Raw genomic sequence first — 25087 nt, 5'->3', positions numbered from 1 at the left:
CGATAACAGGCCCCCACCCAAATATACTAAATTTCTCCTTTGTTTACTCCCCACTCGCTGCGGCTTCAGAACGCATCGCGTATTGCACGAATCGGATGTCGCTGAACGAGATGTCGCTGCCTAAACCCTGCCGCACTTCGGTCAGCGTTTCGGAAGGGTAGGTTTCCAGATAGGAACGAATGCTAGCGATTTTTTTTGGTGGCAGTACCGAGTCAAGGGTTAATTCACCGAGGCCTACGTAGCGTACCAGATGACTTTCTACTGTCGAGACCGCCAGACTGCGTTCGGTGGCAATCTGCTCGATGCTTTTGCCTGACTTGAAGAACGCCAGCGTGACGGCGGGCGAAAGTTCCTTTGGCTCTTTAAGTGGCTTAGGCTCTTTAACGGGTTTTTCTTTCACTACCTTCCCCTTGGGTGTCGCGACCGTTGCTGCCCTACCACCGGGGTTTTCCTGAACGATGCGCAGAATGTCGGCTCCAATCTGCCGTACTTTCGTCTTGCCAAAGCCTTTTATTGCCAGTAGTTCGGCTTCGGACGTTGGGCGCACACGTGCCAGTTCGACGATGGTTTTTTGGGGCAACACCATAAAGCCTGACGTGTTGTGTTCACCAGCCATATCGTTCCGCCACTTCATGAGGGCACCGTATAATCCGCCACGCGAGGAGCCTTCCAAAGTTGTTGTTTCGGCGACCTGTGGCTCAAACTTTTTACGTTCGGGCTGGAAGTCCAGCTCGGCGCGATTTCGGGCCTGTAAATAGGCCAGCGCATTGAACCCCTCCCGACAGCTTTCAAAACTCAGCAGTTTGGAGAACAGTTCTTTTTCCAGTTCATCCAGGGCTTCGAGCAGCAGGTCGCGCACTTTCTTGTTGTCGCAGTCGGTTGGGCAACGCTGCAGGAGCGGCAAGAGGTCGGAGCCAAGCAGCGACTGGAAATAGGTTCCTGCCTTTCGGACGCGTTCCTGCAAGGCTTCGTTGTGTTCCGGTAGCTTTTCGTTCGAAAAGTAGCTGGGAAGCTGTTGCTGGAATCGCCCCGATACATCGCTGGCTTTTTCGCGCAGTAGATCGGTCAGCTGTGACAAGATGAACGGACATTCAGCGTCCAAGCTACCGGCGTGTTCATTCACGACCCGGCGGCAGCGATACAGCAATGAGTTGGCCCGCTCGAACGAGAACAGTTCGCGCAACAGCTGCTGCTGGTTAGTCAGTTTCGCCTGGTGCAGGTGTTGTTCGTTGGGCGTTTGGAGTTGAACCTGCTGGTGGAAGTCTTCCAGTTCCAGCTCCGTTTTGATGCTGTGCGCCGGAATGGGTTTCCGCAAAACCAGCCCATCCAGCGTTTTACAGCGACTTAGCGCTACATAGACCTGACCGTGGGCGAATGCCGATGATATATCCAGTATAGCTTTTTCGAACGTCAATCCCTGACTCTTGTGGACGGTGATGGCCCAGGCTAGTTTGAGCGGCATTTGCCGGAAAGTGCCAATCGGCTCGCTCTTTATCTCTTTCGTGGCTGGGTCCAGCGTGTATTTGATGTTGGTCCAATCGACAGGGTAAACGACAATTTCCTCCCCGTTTTGATGGCTTTTGACGTAAATCGCCGAATCATCCATGTCGGTGATACGCCCGATCTTACCATTGTAGTACAGTTTATCGCGGGAAATGTCGTTCTTGATAAACATCACCTGGGCGCCCACTTTTAGTTCAAGACTGGCATCGGTGGGGTAGGTGTGCGCCGGGAAATCGCCCTCAATGGTTGCCGTAAATGTGCGCGGCTTGCCTTTCAGTGCCTGCAATTTCTGGCTGTTGATTTGCTGAGCGGCCGTATTGTGGGTCGAAAGTGTTATATAACCCTCATCATCGGCGGGCGAAAAGTCGGGAATGTAGCGTTGATTCAGGTTGTCGAGTTGGGCGCGGGTGACGGTCTTTTCCCGGATGCTGTTGAGCAGGCTGATAAACCGCTCGTCGGACTGCCGATAAATGTGCGTCAGTTCGATGGGTACGTAAGACGTCTGGCGCAGGGCTTTGCTGCCGAAGAAATAGCCGGTATCGTAATACGGTTTCAGCAAGTTCCAGTCTTCCTCTTTAATGACGGGTGGCAACTGCTGCATATCGCCGATGAGCAGTAACTGAACCCCGCCAAACGGAGCCGAGCTGGACCGATAGCGCCGGAGTACCTCATCGATACCGTCGAGCACATCGCTACGAACCATACTGATCTCGTCGATCACGAGCAGGTCGAGGGTTCGTAGCAGGTTGATCTTCTCTTTGTTGAACTTCTTGCCTTCGCGCTGGGTAGTCCCCGGTGTGATTGGCCCAAACGGGAGTTGAAACAGCGAGTGAATAGTCACGCCCCCCGCATTGATAGCAGCCACGCCCGTGGGCGCAACGACCGCCAGGCGCTTGGCACTGAGTTGCTTGATTTGTTGCAGAAAGGTTGTTTTACCGGTTCCGGCTTTCCCGGTCAGGAAAATATTCTGGTTGGTATGCAGGACAAAGTTGTGAGCCAGGTCGAGCTTTTCATTAACGGAAACGGTCATAAAAACGCACAGGACATAATGAACAAAGATACTCGTTTTCGAGACGAGTTCCAGCCCTTTTGGTCATCTATCCGCTGGGGTCATTCACGGCTAACGGCAATCACGATGGCTCCGGCAGCCATTAATACAGCTCCGGCAACAATCTGCCAGGTAATTTTCTCTTTCAGAAATATGACCGCCAGAATGACCGCAAACAGCAGAGAAACATTGGTGATTGGCGATACCTGGGCCGCATTACCCAGCTTTAATGCACGAAAGGAGAGGAGGGAAGAAATGCACGTAAGCACCCCTGCCGAAATGAGGTAAATCCAGACTTTTCGCTCGATGCGCGTCACGTCGGGCAGGTTGCCCTGGCTGATCACAACGGTCCAGGAAACGATCAGGATCAATACCGATTGAATGGCAAACGCCAGACTGGAATCGACGTCTTTAATGCCCGCTTTGGACAACGTGACAACGACAGCTGCGGCTACGGCAGCCAGTAACGCAAAGAGAATCCACATAATGTTGATGACAAAGGAAAAGACTGATCGCTGGTGTTTGCTTATAATCCGTAATGCCATTACATACTATAACCTGCAATGTCCTACCTATAAAGCAAAAAGTGAGATAAAATGATTTAATAATCTGACAGAAAGAGTAGTTGATGATATCCCGGCTATTTTTGGTCCTATAAATCAGTTGCTCATTCACGTCAGTTACGAAACGTATGGATTCCAGAAGGGACTTTCTCAAAAAAGCCGCGTTGCTGTCAGCAGGCCTGTCCGGTAGTTTACCCGAGTCGATTCAAAAAGCGTTTGCCATTGATCCACAAACCGGCTCCACTTACCTGGATGCCGAACATGTAGTGATTCTGATGCAGGAGAATCGCTCCTTCGATCATACATATGGCACGCTTCAGGGCGTCCGTGGCTTCAACGACCCACGGGCTATCAGACTGCCAAACAGCAACAAAGTATGGTTGCAAACCAACAGGGCGGGTGAAACCTATGCTCCTTTCCGGCTCAACATGCGCGATACGAAAGCGACCTGGATGAGTTCGCTGCCGCATTCCTGGGAAAATCAGGTGGATGCTCTCAACGGAGGAAAGAACGATAAGTGGCTCGATGCCAAAAAGTCGGGTAACAAAGCCTATGCCGATATGCCCCTTACGCTGGGCTATTATAACCGCGAAGACCTGCCGTTCTATTACGCCCTGGCCGACGCCTTCACCATTTGCGACCAGAACTTCTGCTCGTCATTAACGGGCACCACGCCCAACCGGCTCTTTTTCTGGACGGGAACCATTCGTGACCCCCGCGACCCGAAGGCCATTGCCAACGTTCGCAATGAAAACGTCGACTATGGGGCTGAAGTGAATTGGACTACCTTTCCTGAGCGACTGGAAACGATGGGTATTCCCTGGAAAATATATCAAAATGAAATCAGTCTGCCCACCGGATTGGAAGGAGAAGCCGACGGCTGGCTGGGTAACTTTACCGATAACCCCATTGAGTGGTTTTCGCAGCACCGGGTGCGCTTCCATCCGGCCTACTACCGTCACATTCAGGAGGAAGAAAAAGTGCTGCCGAAGCGGCTAATTACACTCGAAGAAAAATTAAAAACACTGGCCGAAACCGATAAAGAGTACGCGAAGACAAAGCGGGAACTGGATAATCAGCAAAAGTGGCAGAAGATAGTCGAGGCAGATCTGATAACGTACAGCCCCGCGAATTTCGAGAAGCTTTCTCCTGCCGAAAAAAACCTCTGTCGGCGGGCGTTTACGACCAATGCCAATGATCCGCACTACCGTGCATTGACTCCATTAACGTATCAGGACGGCAGCACAACCCGTACCGTGAACGTCCCGAAAGGGGATGTGCTGCACCAGTTTCGGGAGGATGTTAAAAATAAAGCCCTGCCAACGGTTTCCTGGGTTGTTGCGCCCGAGAATTTTTCTGATCACCCGTCGTCGGCCTGGTACGGAGCCTGGTACATCTCAGAAATGCTGGACATACTAACCCGAAACCCGGAAATCTGGAAGAAAACAATTTTTGTGCTGGCCTATGACGAAAACGACGGTTATTTCGACCACGTTCCCCCGTTTGTGCCCGCTCATCCCGACCAACCCGAGACGGGAAAAACCAGCACAAACATCGATACCCGCCCGGAGTTTGTGACGCAGGAGCAGGAAAGGACCCGTAAAAATCGGGGAAGAACCGGCCCTATTGGCCTGGGTTTCCGGGTGCCGCTGGTGATCGTGTCGCCCTGGAGCCGGGGTGGGTATGTGTGTTCGGAAGTATTCGATCATACCTCCACGCTGCAGTTCCTGGAAAACTTCCTGAGTCACAAGAAGGGCAAAAAGATAGCAGAAACGAACATCAGCACCTGGCGTCGCACTATATGTGGGGATCTTTCGTCGGCCTTCCGGCCTTATAATGGCGAAACGATCAGAATGCCGAAATCGGTGGATAAAGAAGCCTTTATCGAGTCCATCCACAAAGCCCAGTTCAAGGATGTACCCACGAACTACAAACGCCTGACCGACGAGGAAATACAGCAATGCAACACCCGTCAGGCATCGCCGTATCTGCCTGCTCAGGAAGAAGGCATTCGCAAGTCCTGCGCCCTGCCATATGAACTGTATGTCGATGGACTAGTAACGGACAAACAGCTCTCGCTCCGGCTGTCGGCTAAGAATGAGGTCTTCGGAAAACGGGCGCTTGGTGCACCTTTCCAGGTATATCAGCCCAAATCGGACGATGTTTTGATCCGGTCGTATACCGTGGCTGCGGGGGATGAATTGCGGGATGGGTTGCCTCTGGATGACACTTTCGACATCTGCGTGCAGGGTCCTAATGGATTCTTTCGGGAATTTAAAGGCGGTGCAGCTAATCCGGCCATAGAGGTTAACTGTGCATATGAAAAAGATGCCAGGAAGAAGTTGACAGGCAATGTAGTACTACACCTGAAAAACAACGACTCGGCTCGTTCGCTCACCGTTCAGATCTCTGACAATGGCTATCAGGCAAAACCTCAACAGATTGTTCTGGCCAAAGCAGGCACTACCGGAGCGCACAAGTCGCTGGTGCTGTCTCTCAAAGACAGTTATAACTGGTATGATTTCAGTGTAAACGTGACCGGCTTCGACACCTTCGAACAACGCTATGCCGGGCGGGTGGAAACCGGGAAAGCGGGCTTTAGCGACCCATTGATGGGAAAGGTACCCGTGCTGGCTAGCCGGTAACGGATAAATTCGTAAGTTGTAGCGTGATGACGAACCGGCAGACACCTTGCTCATCTTCACGCTACAACTTGTCAACCTCCCCATGTCCAGCGAAACCCCAACCCTCAAAAAGGCATTAACTCCAGTTCACTTATGGGCTATTGGCGTTGGACTCGTTATTTCGGGCGAGTATTTTGGCTGGAATTATGGCTGGGGTGTGGCCGGAACGGTCGGGTTGCTCATCGCCACGCTGCTCATCACCCTGCTTTACTTTACGTTCATCTTTAGCTTTACCGAACTCACGACGGCTATTCCCAATGCCGGTGGCCCCTTTGCCTACGCACTTCAGGCATTCGGGCCATTGGGGGCACTGCTGGCCGGTTATGCGACGCTCATTGAATTTCTTTTTGCTACCCCCGCCATTGCACTGGCGCTGGGTAGCTATGTCCATTTTTTGTACCCCGCTGTGCCGGTCGTCTGGTGTTCGATTGGGTCATTTATGGTGTTTACCGTCATCAATTTGCTGGGTATCAAAGAAGCGGCCTGGTTTTCATTGATCATGACCATCATTGCTATTGGCGAGCTGCTGCTGTTCATTGGCGTCGTATATCCATACACTCGCATCGACACTTTTTTACACAATCCAATGCCGTTTGGCTGGCCGGGGGTGTTTGCCGCTCTGCCATTCGCCATTTGGTTGTTCGTGTGTCTGGAAGGCATTGCGATGGTAGCCGAAGAGGTGAAAGACGGCAAGAATACCATCGCCAAAGGGTATATATCTGCCGTGCTGACGCTGACGTTTCTGGCCCTGACGGTCATGATCAGCGTGGGTGGCATTACGAACTGGGAAAATCTGGATAGACTCGATTACCCCATGCCTGAAGCGGTTGCCATTGTACTCGGGCGACAAAATCCACTCACGCAGTTCTTCGCCAGTGTAGGCCTGTTTGGTCTGATCGCGTCGTTTCATGGAATTATCATCAGCTATTCCCGCCAGATTTTTGCGCTGGCGCGAAGTGGCTATTTACCTCACAGATTAGCCCAGGTCAGTAAAACCCGAAAGGTGCCAGTCTGGGCCTTGATCGCCGGGGCTCTTTTTGGTATTATTGCCCTGATCGCGCTGGACACGAGTAAGCTGGTCATCCTGTCGACCATCGGGGCGGTGGTGGTGTACATTATCAGTATGTTGTCGCTGTTCCGGCTTCGGCAAATCCAACCAGCCTTGCCCCGGTCGTTCAAAGCCCCTTTATATCCGTTCTTCCCGGCTATTGCGCTGTTGCTGGCGGTGGTCACGCTGGGCGCCATGATCTACTTTTATAGCTGGCTGAGTCTGCTATTCTTCGGTGGGTTGGCCGCTGTAACGGGCGTCTTTGTGGCATCGGGTCGCTATCGGAAAATCAGACAGGAGTGGGGCGACGTTGTTGAAAAGGTAGTTGACTAAACGATCAATAGGTTCAAACTATGCCGTATCCATTTACTATCGGGTCTTTTACATACCACTTTGCCGACCTGAAAGAGTTGCTGGCGAAAGCCAGTCCGCTGCGTTCGGGCGATGTGCTGGCCGGACTTGCCGCCGATAGTTACGAGGAACGGGTAGCCGCTCAAATGGCCCTGGCCGACTTGCCCCTGACTACCTTTTTGACGGAGGCCGTTATCCCCTACGAAACAGACGAGGTAACTCGCCTGATCATCGACTCCCACGATAAGCAGTCGTTTGCACCAATCAGCCACTTTACAGTCGGCGACTTGCGCGACTGGCTGCTGGGTGATGAAGCCGATACACTCATGCTTCGGCAGGTAGCCCCCGGCCTGACGCCCGAGATGGTGGCCGCCGTATCGAAATTAATGCGAAATCAGGACCTGATTCTGGTGGCAAAAAAATGTGAAGTCATCACCCGATTCAGAAATACACAGGGGTTGTCCGGTCATTTGTCGGTTCGGCTACAGCCTAATCATCCTACAGACGATACCAAAGGCATTGCGGCCAGTATTATCGATGGGCTGCTCTACGGCAGTGGCGATGCAATGATCGGGATAAATCCCGCTACCGATAGTCCGGCCGCTACGGCGCGGTTGCTGTATATGCTGGATAACTTACGGGATCGCTTCGACATGCCCACCCAGAACTGCGTACTGAGTCATATAACTACCACCCTGCAACTGGTGGAGGAGCGGGTGCCGGTCGATCTGATCTTTCAGTCCATTGCCGGTACTGAAAAAGCCAATGCAAGCTTTGGCGTGTCGCTGTCTCTTTTGCGGGAAGCCTACGAGGCCGGTCTGTCGCTCAAACGGGGTACCGTGGGCCATAACCTGATGTACTTTGAAACCGGGCAGGGAAGCGCCCTTTCGTCGAATGGGCATCATAACGTCGATCAGCAAACCTGCGAAACGCGGGCTTATGCCGTAGCGCGTACTTTCAACCCGTTTTTAGTGAACTCCGTGGTTGGTTTTATCGGTCCGGAATACCTGTTCGACGGGAAGCAGATTATTCGGGCGGGGCTGGAAGACCACTTCTGCGGGAAGTTGCTCGGGTTGCCAATGGGCATGGATATTTGCTACACCAACCACGCCCAGGCCGACCAGGACGATATGGATACGCTGTTGACGTTGCTCGGAGTTGCCGGAATCAATTTTATTATGGGTATTCCGGGGGCCGACGACATTATGCTGAACTACCAGTCGACCTCGTTTCATGATGCGCTCTACCTGCGTCGTGTACTTGGCCTGCGTCCGGCTCCCGAGTTTGAAGAGTGGCTGCTTCGGCAGGGAATTATGGACAATCGGGGCAACCGTCTGTCCGGCAACACACAAAAACTATTGTATGCCGCTCTGGTAGCCTAACCGCATGAATGAATCGAAGAGAAACAGCACCGAAACCGACGATTGGGAGCCACTGAAAGCGTATACCAACGCCCGTATTGCCCTCGGGAAAACCGGTGTTTCCATTCCGCTGAAAGAATCACTTCAATTCAGACTGGCCCACGCCCACGCCAAAGATGCGGTCTACTCGCATTTGAATGTGCCGGTGCTTCAGGAGGTTCTGGAAAAGACTGGTTTACCCGTTTACTGCCTTAAAAGTGCGGCAGAAAACCGGGATATATACCTCCAGCGACCTGATTTCGGTCGTTTGCTGAATGCCTCTTCCATTGAAACGCTTCAAAAATTGGGCAGTCCGCCTGCTGATGTCTGTCTTATTGTTGCCGATGGCTTATCGGCAACGGCCATCATGAAAAATGCGGGATCGATCATTGAACGGCTTGTCGAAAAAGTGAAGCAGGCGGGTTTTTCGCTGTCTCCACTGCTCGTAGTGGAACAGGGGCGGGTAGCCATTACCGATGCCATAGGGGAGTGGCTGCGCCCCCGACTGGCCATTATTTTCATCGGCGAACGGCCAGGCCTAAGCTCGTTCGACAGTATGGGCGCTTACATTACGTTTGCACCACAGCCGGGATTGACCGACGAGCGCCGGAACTGTATTTCAAACATTCGGGAGCAGGGCTTGCCTACTGAACTGGCCGTAGATAAACTCATGTACCTTATTCAGGCTGCCTTTCGGATGCAGCTCACGGGTGTGTCGCTGAAAGACAATGATGGGCTCGATACCGGCGATGTCTATCCGCAACTGCCGAAATAAAGTCAGCTGAGATTCAGTCATGAACGCCTTTGGTCAACGTATTTATAAATCCATGGGAAGGTTTTTTGGTTATATACGTTATACTTTTGACGCGTCATTGTGGCACAGAAAAGCAGCCGCAAAGGACTCTTGACCAACGATCATTATGAATATAGGCGATAAAGTCCGGTTGCTCCGGGCAAAAGAACAGGGTGTCGTGTCGCGCTTTTTGCCCGACGGAATGATTGAAATTGAAATAGAAGATGGGTTCCGGATTCCGGTCATGCGTTCGGAACTGGTACCGGTTTCGCCACTGGAAGCCGAACGACTACTTAAAGCGACCAGTTATGCACCCCAAAAAACGGTTACGCCTTCAGCTCCGGCGATCCTGTCGAACCAGGGCATCTATCTGGCATTTCTGGCTGTAAACGACCGGGAGTATACGCTCCATCTTATCAATAATACGGACTGGGAGTTTGCCTACGTGCTTGGCGAAGAATCGTCGGGGGCTACGGGCGGTGTGCAGTTCAGAGGTCTCCATAGTGGCTTGCTTAAACCAAAGTCGCAGCAGAAGATGAACGACCACTATGTCCACGCTTCGTTCGAAGACTGGCCAACATTTGTGGTGCAGGGCCTGTGGTTCCGGGCCGGAAAGTCATCTCTGCGAGCACCACTGATCAAACGCTTCAAAGCCCGGACAGCCACGTTTTTTAAGACAAAAACAACGGTGCCTGTGGTCAATCTGCCGGGATTTCTAACCCAGCTGGATGCCGAAAGTGACCAGCCGCAAGCCGCTGCGCCGAACAGCAATCGAGCTGCACAGCCCCAGCCCAAACGCATCAGCCCCGATGAGCTCAAGGCCGAAATGCTCAAGCCGAAATCGGAGTTGGAAGGGGTTGCTTTTGAACGCCCATCTGCCGTCGTGGATCTGCACGTTGAGAAACTTCTGCCAAATGGAACGGGTAACCGAAATCCGGCCGAGTTGCTCAAACTTCAACTCGACACCTTTGAAAAAACGCTTGAAAATGCCATTGCCAGTGGTATGAATGAGATCACGTTTATTCATGGTCTTGGCAGCGGTTCCCTACGAACAGAATTGCACAAACGCCTGGGTAAACATCCAAACGTTCGGTTTTTTGAAGATGCCCAGAAACAGAAATTCGGCTATGGTGCCACGAAGGTTACGATTAAATGAATGTTGCACAGAGATGCGCAGCGGGAAAATGAGGTGCGCAAAGGCAGTGGCTCAACGTGTACATGCTAACGTATTTTACCTTCTTTGTCTATCGTTGTGGCTAAGCCTTTTTATCGTTTCCTGCCAGCCATCAGGTAACCGTCTGAACCCTAAAGCGCCTAAAGAAGTCTATAACACTACCAAAATGGAAGTCCAGAACGAACGGTTTTTGTCGACGGCTCACATACCTGTTTCTATTACGCTAAGTGATATTGAGCATCAAATCAATGCGCAGGTCAGTGGGCTGATTTACGAAGACAACAGTCTGGACGACAATAATCATGACCAGTTCATGACAAAGGTCTGGAAGCGGGGCACCATTCTGGTCAACGCGCAGGACAGCCTTTTTCATTTTACCGTACCCCTGCGTATTTGGGTTAAAGCGGGGGTGTCGGTGCTGGGATTCACGCAGTATAAGGAGACTGAATTTGAGATTGACCTTCGCTTTAAGACGAAGTTTGATCTTGATCGCGACTGGTCGGTTAATACGCACACGGAGGCCGATGGGTACGGCTGGGTAAGGCGGCCAACCGTTAGCTTCGTGGGCCTGAATATCCCGATCACCAATCTGGTGGCGCGGATGATTGACAAAAACCTGGGCAGCATCACGAAAACACTCGACCAGCAGGTGCGCCGGAATGTCGACCTCCGGACGCCCGTGCTGAAAGCCTGGAATCTGCTGAGGGAGCCATATTTACTCTCCGATAAATACCGGACATATCTACAGGTAGTGCCCAAACGCGTGCTTATTACTCCCCTGCGTTTTGAAGGTCGTGTCATTCGGTCAACGATCGGGATCGAAGGGTACGCCCTGACCACAACCGGGGCAAAACCGGCTGTTAAGGCCGCTGTTTCGCTACCCGATTTGACGGTGGTTTCGCAGGTGAAAGATGATTTTCAGATTGGTTTGCTAAGTGAAGCCAGCTATGCGGAAGCGGCAAAGCTGGCTGGTGATGAATTTGTCGGGAAATCGTTTTCCTTCAGTGAGAATCGCTATTCGATTACGATCACAAGCATGGATATGTATGGCCAGAACGATAACCTGATTATCAAAGCAGGGTTGAAAGGAACCATCAACGGAGATATCTACCTGAGTGGTCGGCCTTACTACGACCCCAGTGATCAGACCATCTCGCTGAAAGATTTAAAGTACGATCTGGATACCCGAAACATCTTACAGCAATCGGCAAGCTGGCTGCTAAAAGGAACCTTTGCCCGAACGCTCGAAAAACAACTGACCATTCCGCTAGGGAGCCAGCTTGCCGACATGCAAAAGCAGATACAGGAGCAGCTGAAAAATAATCAGGTCATAAAAGGAGTAGTGCTCAATGGGCGTATCGACGAAATCAAGCCCGATCAGGTTTACCTGACGCCCACCTCCATGCTGGCCGTCGTGAACGCCCGTGGCCGCGTGGAAGTGAAAGTGGAAGGTTTGTAGTGCAGTGGGGGTAGTGTTTTTGGTGTAGTGAGCGGAATGGTGGGAATTAGTGTTGTGAATGGCTACTACACTTACTCCACCACACCCCATACCACTACTTCTTAAAACCGACACTTATCCCTACCTTTGCCCTCCCTAATCAATACAAGTTGGCTTATCGCGTCTGAGTAATCGGGCGAGGAAAGTCCGGGCAGCGCAGGGCACCCTACTTCCTAACGGGAAGGAGAACGGTTGGGAACGGCCGTTCGACAGCCAGTGTCACAGAAAATATACCGCCCGCTCTTCAATGAGTGAATGATAGAATGTGTGAATGCGTAACGAGTTGACCAACATTTTATTCATTCATTGACATACTCACTCATTCACTCATTGAAGAGCGGGTAAGGGTGAAAAGGTGGGGTAAGAGCCTACCGCTCGCTGGGCGACCAGCGGGGCAGGATAAACCTTAGGGGCTGAAAGACCAAATATGCGTCGGACGTGGGGCGGCCCGTTTCCGTTTCGGAGCAATCCGGATACCGACGCGGGTAGGTCGAACGAGGTGGCCGGTGACGACCATCCCAGATAAATGATAAGCCATTCGGACAGGCCGTCAGGTCTGTTTGGAGGACAGAACCCGGCTTATAGACTTGTAGGGACTAGGGTTTTATCGAATTCGTTTGAGGTTTGTTGGTTAAAGATGGTGTCGATATAAAAATCGTCAAACATTTACCAACAAACCTCAAATTTTTTTTCTACCTTTGCGGCCACGTTTTACAAGGGGGATGCGTCTCCCGTCAAAAACAAACAAGCACAAATGGCTGTTAAAATTCGTTTAGCGCGTCGCGGACGCAAGAAAATGGCGATGTATGACATCGTAGTAGCTGAGTCAACCTCTCCTCGCGATGGCCGGTTTATCGAGAAAATCGGTTCATACAACCCCAACACCGACCCTTCGACGGTCGTATTGAAGTCGGAACGGGCCGTTTATTGGCTTATGGTTGGTGCTCAACCGACGGATACCGCTCGTTCGGTATTGTCGCATGAAGGCATCATGTACCGCAAGCACCTGCAGGTAGGTGTTACCAAAGGCGCTATTTCGCAAGACCAGGCTGATGAGAAATTCGCTAGCTGGAAAGGTGAAAAAGAAAACCGGAAAGCCGGTGCTGCCGACACCAAGTCGCAAACCAAAGAGGAGGCTCGTGCTGCTCGTCTGGAAGCGGAGAAAAAGGTGAACGAAGCGCGTGCGGAAGCTATCGCTAAGAAAAACAAAGTTGAAGAACCTGTAGTAGAAGCGCCGGCTGCTGAAGAGGCACCCGTTGCAGAAGCACCTGTTGCTGAAGAAAATTCAACACCAGAGGCTCCGGCTGCTGAATAATTTTTCGACGGAAACTGTTATGAAAGAGCCTGTTCGTTGTTGGACAGGCTCTTTCTATACGTAAAGCGGCCAACCGACATACCGGTGAACGTCGCACGCTAAGCGGCTTGCCAGCTGCATTACCTTATGACTAAAGACGATTGTTATCAGCTCGGACATATCACCAAAACGCATGGTGTTAGCGGTGAGCTAGTGCTTTTTTTGGATGTTGACAACGCGGCCGAGTACGCCGATCTGGAATCGGTGCTGCTGGAGGTTAAAGGCGAACTGATTCCGTATTTCATTGAGTCCATTGCCATCGTAAAAGGCAGCCGTGCCATCATCGCCTTCGAAGACGTCGATACCGTTGAGCAGGCTGAACGACTCATTAACTGCGGGGCTTTTCTACCCTTGGACGAACTGGAACCCATTACGGATGAAACCCGCTTCTACTTTCACGAAATTGTGGGGTATCGGGTTGTCGATGCCGAAGCTGGTGAATTAGGCGTTGTGCAGGGTGTTTACGCTATGAATGCGCAGGACTTGATTATGATGGATTATCACGGAAAAGAAGTCCTGATTCCCATTAATAGCGACATCGTTCGGACGGTGGACCGCGCCAACCAGAAACTGAATGTAGCGCTGCCCAATGGCTTGCTGGAAATCTATATGGAAGATAATGCCAAGCCTGGTGATGACGAACAAGTGAACGGCGATCTGGACGATACCGATGAGGATTGATATCATTACCTGCCTGCCCCGGCTGCTAGACAGTTTCTTCGCCCATTCGATTCTGCAACGGGCGCAGCAGGGTGGCTACGTAGAGGTAGTCGTTCACGACCTGCGTGATTACACGGCCGATAAACACCGGCGGGTAGACGATTATGCGTTTGGTGGCGGGGCCGGTATGGTCATGCAGATCGAACCCATTGCCAAGTGTATCCGAACCTTACAGGCCGACCGGACGTATGATGAGGTTATTTATATGACGCCGGATGGCGAACGATTGAATCAGCAGACAACCAACACGCTCTCGTTACGGCAAAACCTGATCATTCTTTGCGGTCATTATAAAGGCGTTGATGAGCGCGTTCGCCAGTTGTTTATCACGAAGGAAATAAGCATTGGCGATTACGTACTGTCTGGCGGAGAGCTGGCGGCTTGTGTGCTAGCCGATGCCATTATCCGCTTACTGCCAGGCGTTCTCAACGATGAGACCTCGGCCCTGACGGATTCATTTCAGGATAATCTGCTTGCCCCACCCGTTTACACGCGTCCGGCGGAGTTTGAAGGGCACCGTGTTCCGGACATTTTACTGTCGGGTCACGAAGCTAAGATAGATGAGTGGCGGCACGAACAGGCACTCGAACGGACAAGAATAAGACGGCCCGATTTGCTGGAACCGTAAGTGCCGGAGGAAGTACATAAACTGATTGGCTGGTTTTGAGTTATATTTCTACTCAAAACCAGTTTTTTTATGCAATTACTAGTCGTTGGCGCCACGGGCGGAACAGGTCGTCAGGTAGTCGAACAGGCACTTGAACAGGGACATTTTGTAACCGCTTTCGTGCGTGATCCAGCCAGACTTCCTGTTCAGCACCCCAACCTGACCGTAGTGACCGGCGATGTGCTTCAGCTCGAAACACTGTTACCCGCGGTCCGTCGGCAGGATGCGGTCATTTGTTCGTTGGGCGGACGACCCGGTCAGTCAGACCAAGCGGTAGATAAGGGGACCCGAAATTTGATAGCCGCTATGCACCAGGCGGGCGTAAACCGACTTTTTGTTGTGTCTTCGTTAGGGGTTGGAACGAGTTATGAAGAAGCACCGCTACCCAGCAAGCTGTTCATTAAAACGTTTCTCAGCGGACCAATTGCCGAAAAGGAAAAGCAGGAAAAGGCCGTGCGGGAAAGTACGCTCGACTGGCTTATTGTTCGCCCCACTCGGTTAACCAATGGGCCGGTTACCAAGCAGTATCGACTTGGCGAACACTTGCCGTTCTCACTATTCTCGATGCCCCGGATCAGCCGCGCCGATGTGGCCGCTTTTCTACTCGATCAGCTAAAGAGCCAGGAAAACCTGCACAAAGCCCTAACGATTACGGGTCGGTAATGTCAGCCAAACTTCGGCTACTCCGGATGGGAGTCTACAATGGTGCAATCGCAGCGTTTCGTAGCAGTAGACAGCGTAACCGGCTTGTCGTAAAGACTGTGGGCAGGGAGTGTTCGTGAAAACGTGGTAAATTTTTCCTGTACTAATTTACCCGCAGCATCATAAGCAACGATTTTCACATGTACATCCCTGTGCGACCGGGAAGACAGGTTTCTGACCGTCACATTGACCGCTTTCGTGACCAGTATATTGTCCAGATCGGAACAGTCGACGGTTAAATCGATGGTTTGCGGTTTGAGCGTAGTATGGTTGTATTTGGATAGGACGAAAAGACCAATACCGCCTACAATGAGTACAAACAGGAGTAATCTGACAAGGGCTTTCATTCGCTGAGTACTAGCTTATGGATTGTTGTTTTCGAGCGCCTGCTGCGCTTCTTTTTCCCGACGCTTTCGTTCGCGTCGTTCCTGCCGCAACTGCTTTCGGGTTTTTACCGTATCGGCTGGCGCAGCTTCACCAGAAACGCCTTCCGTTCGTTCGGGTTGAACCGTCGGCTGTTCATCGTTGGTGCGGTTGTCCTCACCTTTCTTGCCTTTAAAAAGTCGGCGGAAGAAATTGCCTATGCCTCCTGTACCGCCATCTTCCTCGTTAACGTCCACGTCAACCGGGTCGGTCATCAGGCTATCGCTCTGAAAGAGGGAGTCGACGGGTGCAACTTGCCGACGCAAACCTTCGCGCAGGCGAACATCATAAAAACCATACGCACCTGAGTCGGGTGCCGTTAGGCCTCGCCGGGCCATAATCCGGCCGATGAGTCTGAAATAACCACGCACATTTCGAACTTGCAACGTGCCGTCGGGAACAAACCAGCTCAATGCTGCTTTTGGTCGTGGAACCACAAAGGCCAAGAAGATACTCTCTCCTAAATTAAGGTCAGCCGGGGTTTTGGCGAAGTAATAGCGGGCGGCTTCGCTGATGCCGTAAATATTTTTGCCCCACTCAATGATGTTCAGGTACACTTCATACATCCGTTCTTTCGAAACAATATGCTCGTTTTCGATCAGCCAGACGATCAGGATTTCTTCAATTTTACGGGAAATAGTTTTATTTCGATTGAGGAACGCATTTTTTACCAACTGCATGGAGATCGTGCTGGCTCCCCGTTTAAACGATTTTTCCTTGAAGTTGGTCGCAATAGAAACCCGGAACGCCTTCTCGTTGAAGCCATTGTGAGTAAAGAAATTGTAATCTTCCGATGTTAATAAAGCATTCCGTAAGTCGGGTGAAATCTGATTGAGTGGGGTATAATCCGGATTTTCAGGTCCCACAAGAATATCTCGAACGGGTTTACCTTTCTCGTATGGCGTATAGACGAAGGGCCGATTGATCGCGCTGAAATCGGTTTGCCCCATTTTAATGATTCGGAAATTATCCTGCGTCAGGCTGGAGTTAAACTTAACCGAATCCGGTAAAGCGGTATCGAAATGAAAGGCCAGATTGTAATTAAGCTTGCCATCCACCTGCATACCTTCCAGCGACTCGAACAAGCCCTGCGGAAACGAATTGAAAAGGGCCTGAGCATCAAGTGGGCCCGTATTCAACTGCACGTCAAAAATTTTACCCGGCGCCAAATTTTCCGAAGATGACACATCGGGCAAGGTGTATTTCAGGAACGGATGGGCGCTCACTTCTCCCAGATACAATGTAGACGAGCTATCGACTCCCACGTAGTTCTCACCAAAAAAGAGGTTGGCATCCATGGCGGCCCGGCTAATGAGCACATCCGTCCGGGCAATGGAAGGATGATTGATACGCAGGTTTCGAACCGAACCGGCGCCTTCAAGCCGAAACTCTCCCCGCGACCGGTCTACATCGCGAAGCTCGGCCCGTAGGGTATCGGCCTGTACTTTAAGTTTATACTTTTTCTGAATGTACGGTAGCTCAATGGGGACTGAACGACCATTTTGACCTTCGGCGTATAAGGCCAGGTTATACTCACGGTCGCCGGGGTCAGCCGTACCGGCAACATGCCAGGTTGCCTGATTCCCATTCAATTTAATGGTTGATGAAACGGCTTCGTTATCAATGAGTGCGGTTTGCGTTAACAGGCTGAGTGTATCGTTACCGACGTCAACACCCCGAAACTCCAGGTTGTTGATATGAAGGTCGTCAGGTATTTTAGACAGGATGTTATCGATTAAATTCTCCGATACGTCAGCCAGGTTAGTCCGGCGTCGGGTTTCCGCCGGTGCCGGGTCGGTTGCTGTCGAATCCCGTTTTTTATGAAGCAGGAAGTCGATGTTAGTCAACGAATCTCGCTTGATGACCTGAATAAGTCCATTTTCGAGCGTCATGCCCGATAAGCCAATCTTACCAGCCAGCAAAGGCCAGAATCGAACTGCCAGTTCGACCCGCTGGACACGGGCCAGGCTGTCGCCCTGCTCAGGAACGACAGAAATATCAGTAAACGCTAATGAGCTTAATCCGGTGAATTTTGCAGAACCAATCTTTACGTCAAGGTTGTAATCGCGTTTGGCTTTTCGGATACCGCGTTCTAAGGCGGTTTTCAGTAGGGCTTCACGTTTAGAGTACGCAATGCCAGCGCCGACCAGGGCCAGCAAGAAAATACTTAAAAATACCCAGCCTGCAATCCGGAGGGCTTTACGTTGACGATACGTCATGCTTTGTGTCTATGCTCGGAAGTGCAAAGATAGGGTTTTTAAAGTAGTATTAGGCGTGAAGAGTGAGGAGTGAGGAGTTGCTGGCGCAGGCAGCCAATCAGACGCGTCAGCTCTCCTCACTCCTTGCTCCTCACGCCTAATACTAATTAAAAGTCCAGATGGCAGTTGGTCCAGCCATCGTCGAAGCGAGTGCCAAACTGCTTGTAAAAGCCGATTGCGGGCTCGTTCCAGTCGAGAACCTGCCACATCATACCGGTACATTTGGTTTCGCGGGCCATTTCGATGGTTGCATCGAGCAATAGTTTGCCGATCCCGTAGCCGCGGAAAGCTTCGGTCACGATAATGTCTTCCAGATAAAGCCGTTTGCCTTTCCAGGTGGAGTAGCGGTAAAAGTACAGCGCCATACCAACGATCTTTTGACTATCTGAATCTTCAGCCATGATCATTCCGAATAATGGATTTGGCCCGAAGCCGTCTTCGGCCATCTGCTCAACGGTGTTGGAAACCTGGTCGCCAGCCAGTTCGTAAACGGCTAGCTCCATAACTAAATCAAACGCTTGTGGAATGTCGGCACGCGTGCCGGGACGAATTGAAATCATGTGAGGGAGTGGGTTGGGTAATTGTTTAAGTGATAGGGAGGGACGTTATGGGACTTGTTGAAATGTGTAAGATCAGTCGTTGATATCAAGCGCCTGGCCTTCCCGTCTGCTTTTCCACTTGGAAAGGGCAGCCTGAAAATCGTCGGGGAGGTCTGAATCAAACTGAAGCCATTCCTTCGTACGCGGATGTTTGAAACCCAGGGATCGGGCATGAAGGGCCTGACGGGGCAGCAGTTTAAACGCATTTTCGACGAAGGCTTTGTAACTGCCAACGGGAGTGCCGCGCAAAACCCGGTCGCCCCCGTACATGGCATCATTGAAAAGCGGGTGTCCGATATGCTTGAAATGCGCCCGTATCTGATGCGTGCGTCCCGTTTCCAGTTTGCACTGAACCAGGGCTACATAACCCAGGTCTTCCAGGGTGGTGTAGTGCGTAACGGCCCACTTTCCTTTTGATTCGTCATCGTAAATAGCCTGCACTTTACGGTCTTTTATCGACCGGCCGATGAAACCCGTGATGGTACCCGTTTGTGGACTGGGTACTCCCCAGGTCAGTGCATTATACGTCCGCTCGATGGTGTGTTCAAAGAATTGACGTGCCAGGTAGGTCATGGCAAACTCCGATTTGGCAATTACCATCAGGCCCGACGTATCCTTATCAATACGGTGAACCAGCCCCGGCCTGACTTCGCCATGCCGGGAGGTAGGCAGATTCTGAAAGTGGTAGACCAGTGCATTTACGAGAGTGCCATCCCAGTTGCCATGCGCCGGGTGGACAACCATACCCGCCGGTTTGTTAATGACCAGCAGGTCATCGTCCTCAAACACAATGTTAATGGGTATGTTTTCGGGTTTGATTTCCGTTTCGCGGGGCGGGTGCGGCAGCGAAACGGTAATAATGTCCGAGGGTTTGATTTTATAGCTGGCTTTTGTCGGCTTATCATTTACCCGAACCGATTCGGCATCAATACCGGCCTGAATTTTAGTGCGCGTGGCATTTTGCAACCTGTCCATCAGGAAGCGGTCAATCCGCAGCAGGCTCTGGCCTTTATCCACCACAATACGGTGATGCTCGTATAATTCGTCGTCTTCCGGTAATTCGTCTTCCGTTTCCGCCACCATTTTTATAACTAAAAAAACCATTCCCGCTCAAAAAGAGCCTAGGTTTGTAATGAATCGACAAAAATACGGAATATGGACGAACTTGCCCGGCAACTAGCCAATTTGGCAGGCAACTCACCTCTTAATTTAATTGAAGCGCCATTTCCTGAGCCAGTAGCTATCCGTTTGTTTCTCAAGCGGGACGATCTGCTGCATCCAAAAGTGTCGGGGAATAAGTGGCGCAAGCTCAAGTATAACCTGCTGGCAGCTCGCGTCCAGAAACTGGAAACGTTACTGACATTTGGCGGGGCCTATTCCAACCACCTGTATGCAACGGCTGCCGCCGGACAGATATTTGGTTTTCGAACAATTGGCGTCGTGCGCGGAGACGAACTTGGTGGAAAGCCGCTGAATAGTACACTGGCTTTCTGCCGGGCATGCGGAATGCAGCTTTATTTCGTTAACCGGAATGACTACCGGCGCAAAGAAGATGCCGATTTTCTGGATGAGCTGAGGACGCGGTTTGGGGCGTTTTACCTAATTCCTGAGGGTGGAACGAATGAGCTGGCAATTCAGGGTACTGCGGAAATTATGCCCGAAATTATACAGCAACTCGGCCATACGCCGAATTTCGTATGTTGTCCGGTGGGTACGGGTGGCACGGTAGCCGGTCTGCTAAAGTCTGCTCCGAATGAGACAGGCGTGTTGGGCTTTCTGGTGTTAAAAGTACCCGATAGCCTCTGGCTGTCAGATTTGTTTCCACCGACAGCCAGAGGCCATCGGGTATCTGATTATCATTTTGGCGGATACGCCAGAACGACGCCGGAATTGCTGAATTTTATCCGTACGTTCGAGCAGAGAACGGGTATTCTCTTGGAACAGGTTTACACCGGGAAGATGCTTTTCGGAGTTTACGACCTCGCCCGGAAAGGCTACTTTCCCGAAGGGGCCTCCGTTGTGGTGGTTCATACCGGTGGGCTGCAGGGCAGGAGTGGTGAGCTGGATATAGGCTGAACCAGTGGCTGTGCGACGGTTGGTCGCTATCATTTGTAAAAAGTACTACTTTAGAAGCTATAAATACCATAATTTGCCCGAAGGCGAACCTACTATGGAAACGATATTCACTACCGAGCGCGTCAGGTTGTTGCTGGCACAGGTCCGTCATTTTGTCGAAACTGAGCTTATTCCACTTGAAAACGGCTTTTCGCATCACAATCTCGGCGCTATTCTCCCCATTCTCGATCAGAAACGGCAACAGGTTAAAGCTGCTGGCTTGTGGGGACTGCATTTAGCTGAAGAGGAGGGTGGACACGGTTTGACCCTTTGTGAATTCGGACAGGTTAGTGAAGCGCTGGCTCACGCGCCGTTTTTCGGCCATTATGTATTTGGCTGTCAGGCACCCGACATTGGCAATACGGAGCTGTTGAACAAATTTGCCTCAGCCGAGCTGAAGGAACGGTATCTGAAACCATTGATGGCGGGCGAAATCCGTTCCTGCTTCTCGATGACGGAACCTGAATTTGCAGGCTCCAACCCTACCCGTATGGCTACGCTTGCTGTGCGGGAGGGCGATGAGTACGTGATTAACGGGCGGAAATGGTTCACCTCCTCGGCCGATGGAGCCGCTTTTGCCGTGGTGATGGCTGTAACAAATCCGGATGCCGCTCCGCACCAGCGAGCCAGTATGATCATTGTTCCGACAGATACACCAGGTTTCAAAATTGAGCGGAATATTCCCGTCTTTGGCGAAGCGGGCGAAGGTTGGTTCAGTCATGCCGAGGTCACGTACACAAATTGCCGCGTGCCTGTCTCAAATGTCATCGCCGGCGAAGGAATGGGTTTTCGGCTGGCGCAGGAACGACTGGGTCCGGGCCGGGTTCACCATTGCATGCGCTGGATTGGCAATGCCGAAAAAGCGCTGGATCTCATGTGTAAACGGGCCGCCACCCGCGAAATTGAAGATGGGGTGATGCTTGGTGAAAAACAGTTCATTCAGGACTTTATTGCCGAAAGCCGGGCCGAAATAGATGCCAGCCGCCTGTATGTTCTCAACACGGCGCACATGATCGATACCGTTGGCGTCAGCAACGTACGGGATGCCGTGTCAGCCATCAAATTTTACGTGGCGAACGCCTTTTTGCGGGTCCTTGACCGGGCAATTCAGGTGCATGGTGCGTTGGGGGTTACCGACGATACGGTACTGTCGGCCATGTACCGGCACGAGCGGGGTGCCCGGATTTGGGATGGTGCCGATGAGGTGCACAAGCAGAATCTGGCCATCAATATCCTGAAAAGCTATGGTCTGGATGTTAAGAAAAAAGCCCGCGAACTGCGTCAGTTTCGGCAGTTGATGGAGGCCGAGCGAACGATGAGCGCCGAATGATGACTACTTCTTTATGATGACTCCTGATTTGCCCCGTTCGGTTCGTTCGGGCGAAGAACTTGATCTACCAAAGCTGAACGCGTTCCTTCAGGCGAACGCGCCGGAAATAGGTGCAGTGCTTACCATTCGTCAGTTTTCGGGTGGATTCTCCAACCTGACATACCTTCTCCAAACAGAGAGCGAGGAATTTGTACTGCGTCGGCCACCGTTTGGGGCTTCCATTAAAGGGGGGCACGACATGGGGCGGGAGTTTCGGGTACTGTCGCTTTTGCAGGGCCACTACACCCAAACACCCCGGCCCATCATCTATGACGAAACCACCGACGTGCTGGGTGCCCCGTTCTATATAATGACCCGGATAACTGGCGTGATTTTGCGGGCGTCGATGGCACCAACGCTGAATTTGGCCCCCGAACGCATGCGGCAACTATCTGAAGCGCTGGTTGATAATCTCGTTGCCATCCATAATCTGGATATAAACACCACTGGCCTCAGACAATTAGGAAAGCCTGAGGGCTACGTGCAGCGGCAAGTAGAAGGCTGGATCAAACGGTACCGGAATGCCGAAACCGATGAAATCCCGGCGATGGATCGTACCGGCAACTGGCTTCTTCAAAATTACCCCGCTGAACAGGCCCCGGCCTTTTTACACAACGATTACAAATTCGACAACGTCCTCTTTGCCACCGATGAAGCCACGGGGGAGCCGTTGCCGGTTATTAAAGGCGTGCTGGACTGGGAGATGGCTACTGTGGGTGATCCACTCATGGATTTGGGGGCCACGCTGGCCTATTGGTCTGAAGCGGGGGACAGCTCCGCCTACAGAAATTTTAATCTGACCTGGCTTCCGGGCAACCTTACCCGACAGGAAGTGGTACGTCGCTACGCGGACAAAAGCGGACGCGATTTAAGCAATTGCCTGTTCTACTACGTGTTTGGGCTGTACAAAAACGCCGTCATTGCTCAGCAGATCTACGCTCGCTGGAAACAGGGGCACAGTCAGGATGCGCGCTTTGGGCACCTGTTACCCATGATCGTTGAACTGGCTACGAAGGCAGGAATGTCTATTGAAACGGGACTGCTGTAGTTGCCGGTACACTGGCTCGGCGCAGCCGATCATTCATGGCCCAGCCAAGACCGGCATTGGGCAGCGGTTCGGCGTAGATGACATCAATGTCGAGGGTATCTAATTCCCGAAGATAGGCAAAGAGGTTTTTTGCCGCTTCGTTCAGGTTGCCGGTGGGTGAGAGGATCCGTTGATGTTTGGCCTGAATACCGCCAAATGGCTCGCGAAATGCCAGCGCACCAACACGTTCGCCCGGTTGTGGACTTGCTCCCGGTGCTAAAAGTATAAGCGGTTTTCGAGGAGCATAATGGCTGCTCAGCATGCCCGGTGCCTGCGGATTCGATGTGGAGTGCGTACGTATCGAAACCGACCCGATGACAGACTCAATCTGGTCCAGTGCCATGCCGCCCAGCCTAAACACGGTCGGTATATTTTCGTCAAAACCAATAATCGTCGACTCAATACCGACTCCTGCAGGACCACCATCCAGGATATACGGCACCTGATCGCCTAACTGATCGGCCACATGCTGAGCCGTAGTGGGGCTGATATAGCCAAAAGGATTGGCACTTGGTGCTGCTAGTGGGAAATCGAGTGAGCGCAGCAAATCCAGCGTAAGCGGGTGCTTCGGAATGCGGACGGCAACTGTTGACAGTCCCGACGTGACGAGGTCCGGAATAAGGTTTTGCTTGGGAAGCAGCAGGGTTAAGGGGCCGGGCCAAAACGTGTCAGCTAATTTCTGAGCCAGATCGGGAATATCTGTAACAAAGCGTCCGAGCTTGCCGAGGGAATCTGTGTGAACGATGAGCGGATCGAAAGACGGTCGGTTCTTGACCTGAAAGATTCGTAGAACAGCGTCGGTGTTGAGGGCATTACCGGCTAACCCGTACACGGTTTCTGTCGGAATACCCACCACATTTCCCGCTTCCAGAAATTCTTTTGCCTTCCCTGTATCCGTACCTATCTGTGCCATGATTTCGTTGTGCAAAGATAGAGATAAAAAAGGAGCAGGGGAATAAGCCGGAAAGGGAGCATGAATTTCTACGCTCCCTTTCCGGCTCCTGTTTTCTTAATGAGGTCCACCCGGACCGTGAACGTGTCCGTGTGCCAGTTCGTCTTGCGTAGCGTCCCGAACTTCTACAACTTCAACGTCAAAATGAAGGCTCTGGTCGGCTAATGGGTGGTTAGCGTCGACCGTAACCGTTTCCGGGCCGACATTGGTTACGGTGATAACCTGCCCGTCATTCGCTTCGAACTGCATGCCCACTTCGATGGGCTGACCACCGAATGCCTGCAGCGGAACTTCTTCGATCAGTTGAGGATCACGCTTTCCATATCCTTTTTCCGGAGCAACATCCAGTTTTAGCTTATCACCCGTTACACGGCCTTCCAGTCCTTCTTCCATGCCGGGAATCAGGTTGTTAGCTCCGTGAAGGTAATACAATGGGTCGCGTCCTTCGCTCGAATCCAGTATAGTACCGTTGCTATCACGTAGAGTATAATGGATAGCGGCTACTTTGTCTTTTGTAATATTCATGATTGGTTTTGTCGGATGTTAGTTTTGCTTTGATAACAAACGACGGGGCAAAGTTGCTTTATTAGACGCTAATAAATGTACTAATCCTCTTTTTTTGCCCTAATTTATCTGTTCAAGTTCACGTGCTTGACGGGTACAGGAAATTACTAACTTTACTTTATGAACGAGCGATTTAAATTCTGGCTCAAACGGCTTGGATGGGGTGGGTTTCTTTTCTTCCTGATCAAAGGTCTCCTATGGCTCCTGATTCCGTA

At 51.6% G+C, this 25087-nt stretch carries 21 protein-coding genes and 1 other RNA gene; 14 read left to right on the top strand and 8 right to left on the bottom strand.

Going from position 1 to position 25087, the window contains the following annotated elements; genetic code table 11:
* Window positions 1-43 precede the first annotated feature (43 nt).
* Both ACYVJM_RS04500 and ACYVJM_RS04495 read right to left on the bottom strand, forming a co-directional pair.
* The gene (locus ACYVJM_RS04500) at window positions 44-2533 is read right to left on the bottom strand and encodes a helix-turn-helix domain-containing protein (RefSeq protein ID WP_461147002.1); all 2490 of its coding nucleotides are present in this window, start codon (window positions 2531-2533) and stop codon (window positions 44-46) included.
* An 80-nt stretch (window positions 2534-2613) separates the two neighbouring features.
* Entirely contained in the window at window positions 2614-3036 is a 423-nt protein-coding gene (locus ACYVJM_RS04495; RefSeq protein ID WP_461147001.1) for an EamA family transporter, read from the bottom strand.
* 206 nt (window positions 3037-3242) lie between these two features.
* On the opposite strand from ACYVJM_RS04495, the gene ACYVJM_RS04490 reads away from it, so the two are divergent.
* From ACYVJM_RS04490 to ACYVJM_RS04440, 11 genes are all read left to right on the top strand, one after another.
* Window positions 3243-5759 (top strand): phosphocholine-specific phospholipase C, encoded by a 2517-nt coding sequence (locus tag ACYVJM_RS04490; protein ID WP_461147000.1) that lies wholly within the window; start codon window positions 3243-3245, stop codon window positions 5757-5759.
* 82 nt (window positions 5760-5841) lie between these two features.
* Window positions 5842-7179, top strand: a complete 1338-nt coding sequence (eat, locus tag ACYVJM_RS04485; RefSeq protein ID WP_461146999.1) for an ethanolamine permease — start codon at window positions 5842-5844, stop codon at window positions 7177-7179.
* A 20-nt stretch (window positions 7180-7199) separates the two neighbouring features.
* Window positions 7200-8579, top strand: coding sequence for an ethanolamine ammonia-lyase subunit EutB (locus ACYVJM_RS04480; RefSeq protein WP_461146998.1), 1380 nt, complete (start codon window positions 7200-7202; stop codon window positions 8577-8579).
* Between the two features lie 4 nt (window positions 8580-8583).
* A complete protein-coding gene (gene eutC, locus ACYVJM_RS04475; protein WP_461146997.1) occupies window positions 8584-9372 on the top strand; it encodes an ethanolamine ammonia-lyase subunit EutC in 789 nt (262 codons plus the stop codon).
* Window positions 9373-9517: 145 nt separating this feature from the next.
* The gene (locus tag ACYVJM_RS04470; protein WP_461146996.1) at window positions 9518-10546 is read left to right on the top strand and encodes a Smr/MutS family protein; all 1029 of its coding nucleotides are present in this window, start codon (window positions 9518-9520) and stop codon (window positions 10544-10546) included.
* Between the two features lie 184 nt (window positions 10547-10730).
* Window positions 10731-12023: a DUF4403 family protein gene (locus ACYVJM_RS04465; protein ID WP_461146995.1), complete on the top strand. Its 1293-nt coding sequence runs from the start codon at window positions 10731-10733 to the stop codon at window positions 12021-12023.
* Window positions 12024-12164: 141 nt separating this feature from the next.
* Window positions 12165-12660, top strand: an RNA gene (gene rnpB / locus ACYVJM_RS04460) — RNase P RNA component class A.
* A gap of 156 nt (window positions 12661-12816) precedes the next feature.
* The gene (locus tag ACYVJM_RS04455; RefSeq protein WP_461146994.1) at window positions 12817-13377 is read left to right on the top strand and encodes a 30S ribosomal protein S16; all 561 of its coding nucleotides are present in this window, start codon (window positions 12817-12819) and stop codon (window positions 13375-13377) included.
* A 126-nt stretch (window positions 13378-13503) separates the two neighbouring features.
* Window positions 13504-14097, top strand: a complete 594-nt coding sequence (rimM, locus tag ACYVJM_RS04450) for a ribosome maturation factor RimM (protein ID WP_461146993.1) — start codon at window positions 13504-13506, stop codon at window positions 14095-14097.
* Complete coding sequence (gene trmD / locus ACYVJM_RS04445) at window positions 14087-14764, top strand: tRNA (guanosine(37)-N1)-methyltransferase TrmD (RefSeq protein WP_461146992.1); 678 nt, start codon at window positions 14087-14089, stop codon at window positions 14762-14764. The genes rimM and trmD overlap by 11 nt, the downstream gene beginning before the upstream one ends.
* A 69-nt stretch (window positions 14765-14833) precedes the next feature.
* A complete protein-coding gene (locus tag ACYVJM_RS04440; protein ID WP_461146991.1) occupies window positions 14834-15466 on the top strand; it encodes an NAD(P)-dependent oxidoreductase in 633 nt (210 codons plus the stop codon).
* Window positions 15467-15483: 17 nt separating this feature from the next.
* Here ACYVJM_RS04440 and ACYVJM_RS04435 read toward each other — a convergent pair whose 3' ends face one another.
* From ACYVJM_RS04435 to ACYVJM_RS04420, 4 genes are all read right to left on the bottom strand, one after another.
* Complete coding sequence (locus ACYVJM_RS04435; RefSeq protein ID WP_461146990.1) at window positions 15484-15852, bottom strand: hypothetical protein; 369 nt, start codon at window positions 15850-15852, stop codon at window positions 15484-15486.
* A gap of 15 nt (window positions 15853-15867) precedes the next feature.
* Entirely contained in the window at window positions 15868-18147 is a 2280-nt protein-coding gene (locus ACYVJM_RS04430) for a transglycosylase domain-containing protein (protein ID WP_461146989.1), read from the bottom strand.
* 146 nt (window positions 18148-18293) lie between these two features.
* Window positions 18294-18746, bottom strand: a complete 453-nt coding sequence (locus ACYVJM_RS04425; protein WP_097124997.1) for a GNAT family N-acetyltransferase — start codon at window positions 18744-18746, stop codon at window positions 18294-18296.
* 72 nt (window positions 18747-18818) lie between these two features.
* A complete protein-coding gene (locus tag ACYVJM_RS04420; RefSeq protein ID WP_461146988.1) occupies window positions 18819-19868 on the bottom strand; it encodes an RluA family pseudouridine synthase in 1050 nt (349 codons plus the stop codon).
* 72 nt (window positions 19869-19940) lie between these two features.
* On the opposite strand from ACYVJM_RS04420, the gene ACYVJM_RS04415 reads away from it, so the two are divergent.
* The 3 genes from ACYVJM_RS04415 to ACYVJM_RS04405 all read left to right on the top strand — a co-directional run bounded on the left by ACYVJM_RS04415 (window position 19941) and on the right by ACYVJM_RS04405 (window position 23317).
* Window positions 19941-20861, top strand: coding sequence for a 1-aminocyclopropane-1-carboxylate deaminase/D-cysteine desulfhydrase (locus ACYVJM_RS04415; protein ID WP_461146987.1), 921 nt, complete (start codon window positions 19941-19943; stop codon window positions 20859-20861).
* A 94-nt stretch (window positions 20862-20955) separates the two neighbouring features.
* The gene (locus ACYVJM_RS04410; protein WP_461146986.1) at window positions 20956-22230 is read left to right on the top strand and encodes an acyl-CoA dehydrogenase family protein; all 1275 of its coding nucleotides are present in this window, start codon (window positions 20956-20958) and stop codon (window positions 22228-22230) included.
* Between the two features lie 13 nt (window positions 22231-22243).
* Entirely contained in the window at window positions 22244-23317 is a 1074-nt protein-coding gene (locus ACYVJM_RS04405; protein ID WP_461146985.1) for a phosphotransferase family protein, read from the top strand.
* Here the strand turns inward: ACYVJM_RS04405 and ACYVJM_RS04400 are convergent.
* A complete protein-coding gene (locus ACYVJM_RS04400; protein ID WP_461146984.1) occupies window positions 23295-24269 on the bottom strand; it encodes an L-threonylcarbamoyladenylate synthase in 975 nt (324 codons plus the stop codon). The genes ACYVJM_RS04405 and ACYVJM_RS04400 overlap by 23 nt on opposite strands.
* Before the next feature lie 96 nt (window positions 24270-24365).
* Window positions 24366-24833: an FKBP-type peptidyl-prolyl cis-trans isomerase gene (locus ACYVJM_RS04395; RefSeq protein ID WP_461146983.1), complete on the bottom strand. Its 468-nt coding sequence runs from the start codon at window positions 24831-24833 to the stop codon at window positions 24366-24368.
* Between the last annotated feature and the right edge of the window lie 254 nt (window positions 24834-25087).

The sequence above is a fragment of the Spirosoma pulveris genome (assembly GCF_054781875.1).
This window is presented reverse-complemented; position numbering and strand designations above follow the sequence as displayed.

Bases quoted from the DNA above. Each gene is read 5' to 3' on its own strand.
- ACYVJM_RS04470 (WP_461146996.1), top strand. From the start codon at position 9,518: ATGAATATAGGCGATAAAGTCCGGTTGCTCCGGGCAAAAGAACAGGGT.
- ACYVJM_RS04500 (WP_461147002.1), bottom strand. From the start codon at position 2,533: ATGACCGTTTCCGTTAATGAAAAGCTCGACCTGGCTCACAACTTTGTC.
- ACYVJM_RS04410 (WP_461146986.1), top strand. From the start codon at position 20,956: ATGGAAACGATATTCACTACCGAGCGCGTCAGGTTGTTGCTGGCACAG.
- ACYVJM_RS04495 (WP_461147001.1), bottom strand. From the start codon at position 3,036: ATGTGGATTCTCTTTGCGTTACTGGCTGCCGTAGCCGCAGCTGTCGTT.
- trmD (WP_461146992.1), top strand. From the start codon at position 14,087: ATGAGGATTGATATCATTACCTGCCTGCCCCGGCTGCTAGACAGTTTC.
- rimM (WP_461146993.1), top strand. From the start codon at position 13,504: ATGACTAAAGACGATTGTTATCAGCTCGGACATATCACCAAAACGCAT.
- eutC (WP_461146997.1), top strand. From the start codon at position 8,584: ATGAATGAATCGAAGAGAAACAGCACCGAAACCGACGATTGGGAGCCA.
- ACYVJM_RS04415 (WP_461146987.1), top strand. From the start codon at position 19,941: ATGGACGAACTTGCCCGGCAACTAGCCAATTTGGCAGGCAACTCACCT.
- ACYVJM_RS04455 (WP_461146994.1), top strand. From the start codon at position 12,817: ATGGCTGTTAAAATTCGTTTAGCGCGTCGCGGACGCAAGAAAATGGCG.
- eat (WP_461146999.1), top strand. From the start codon at position 5,842: ATGTCCAGCGAAACCCCAACCCTCAAAAAGGCATTAACTCCAGTTCAC.
- ACYVJM_RS04400 (WP_461146984.1), bottom strand. From the start codon at position 24,269: ATGGCACAGATAGGTACGGATACAGGGAAGGCAAAAGAATTTCTGGAA.
- ACYVJM_RS04440 (WP_461146991.1), top strand. From the start codon at position 14,834: ATGCAATTACTAGTCGTTGGCGCCACGGGCGGAACAGGTCGTCAGGTA.
- ACYVJM_RS04465 (WP_461146995.1), top strand. From the start codon at position 10,731: ATGGAAGTCCAGAACGAACGGTTTTTGTCGACGGCTCACATACCTGTT.
- ACYVJM_RS04420 (WP_461146988.1), bottom strand. From the start codon at position 19,868: ATGGTGGCGGAAACGGAAGACGAATTACCGGAAGACGACGAATTATAC.
- ACYVJM_RS04395 (WP_461146983.1), bottom strand. From the start codon at position 24,833: ATGAATATTACAAAAGACAAAGTAGCCGCTATCCATTATACTCTACGT.
- ACYVJM_RS04490 (WP_461147000.1), top strand. From the start codon at position 3,243: ATGGATTCCAGAAGGGACTTTCTCAAAAAAGCCGCGTTGCTGTCAGCA.
- ACYVJM_RS04425 (WP_097124997.1), bottom strand. From the start codon at position 18,746: ATGATTTCAATTCGTCCCGGCACGCGTGCCGACATTCCACAAGCGTTT.
- ACYVJM_RS04480 (WP_461146998.1), top strand. From the start codon at position 7,200: ATGCCGTATCCATTTACTATCGGGTCTTTTACATACCACTTTGCCGAC.
- ACYVJM_RS04435 (WP_461146990.1), bottom strand. From the start codon at position 15,852: ATGAAAGCCCTTGTCAGATTACTCCTGTTTGTACTCATTGTAGGCGGT.
- ACYVJM_RS04430 (WP_461146989.1), bottom strand. From the start codon at position 18,147: ATGACGTATCGTCAACGTAAAGCCCTCCGGATTGCAGGCTGGGTATTT.
- ACYVJM_RS04405 (WP_461146985.1), top strand. From the start codon at position 22,244: ATGATGACTCCTGATTTGCCCCGTTCGGTTCGTTCGGGCGAAGAACTT.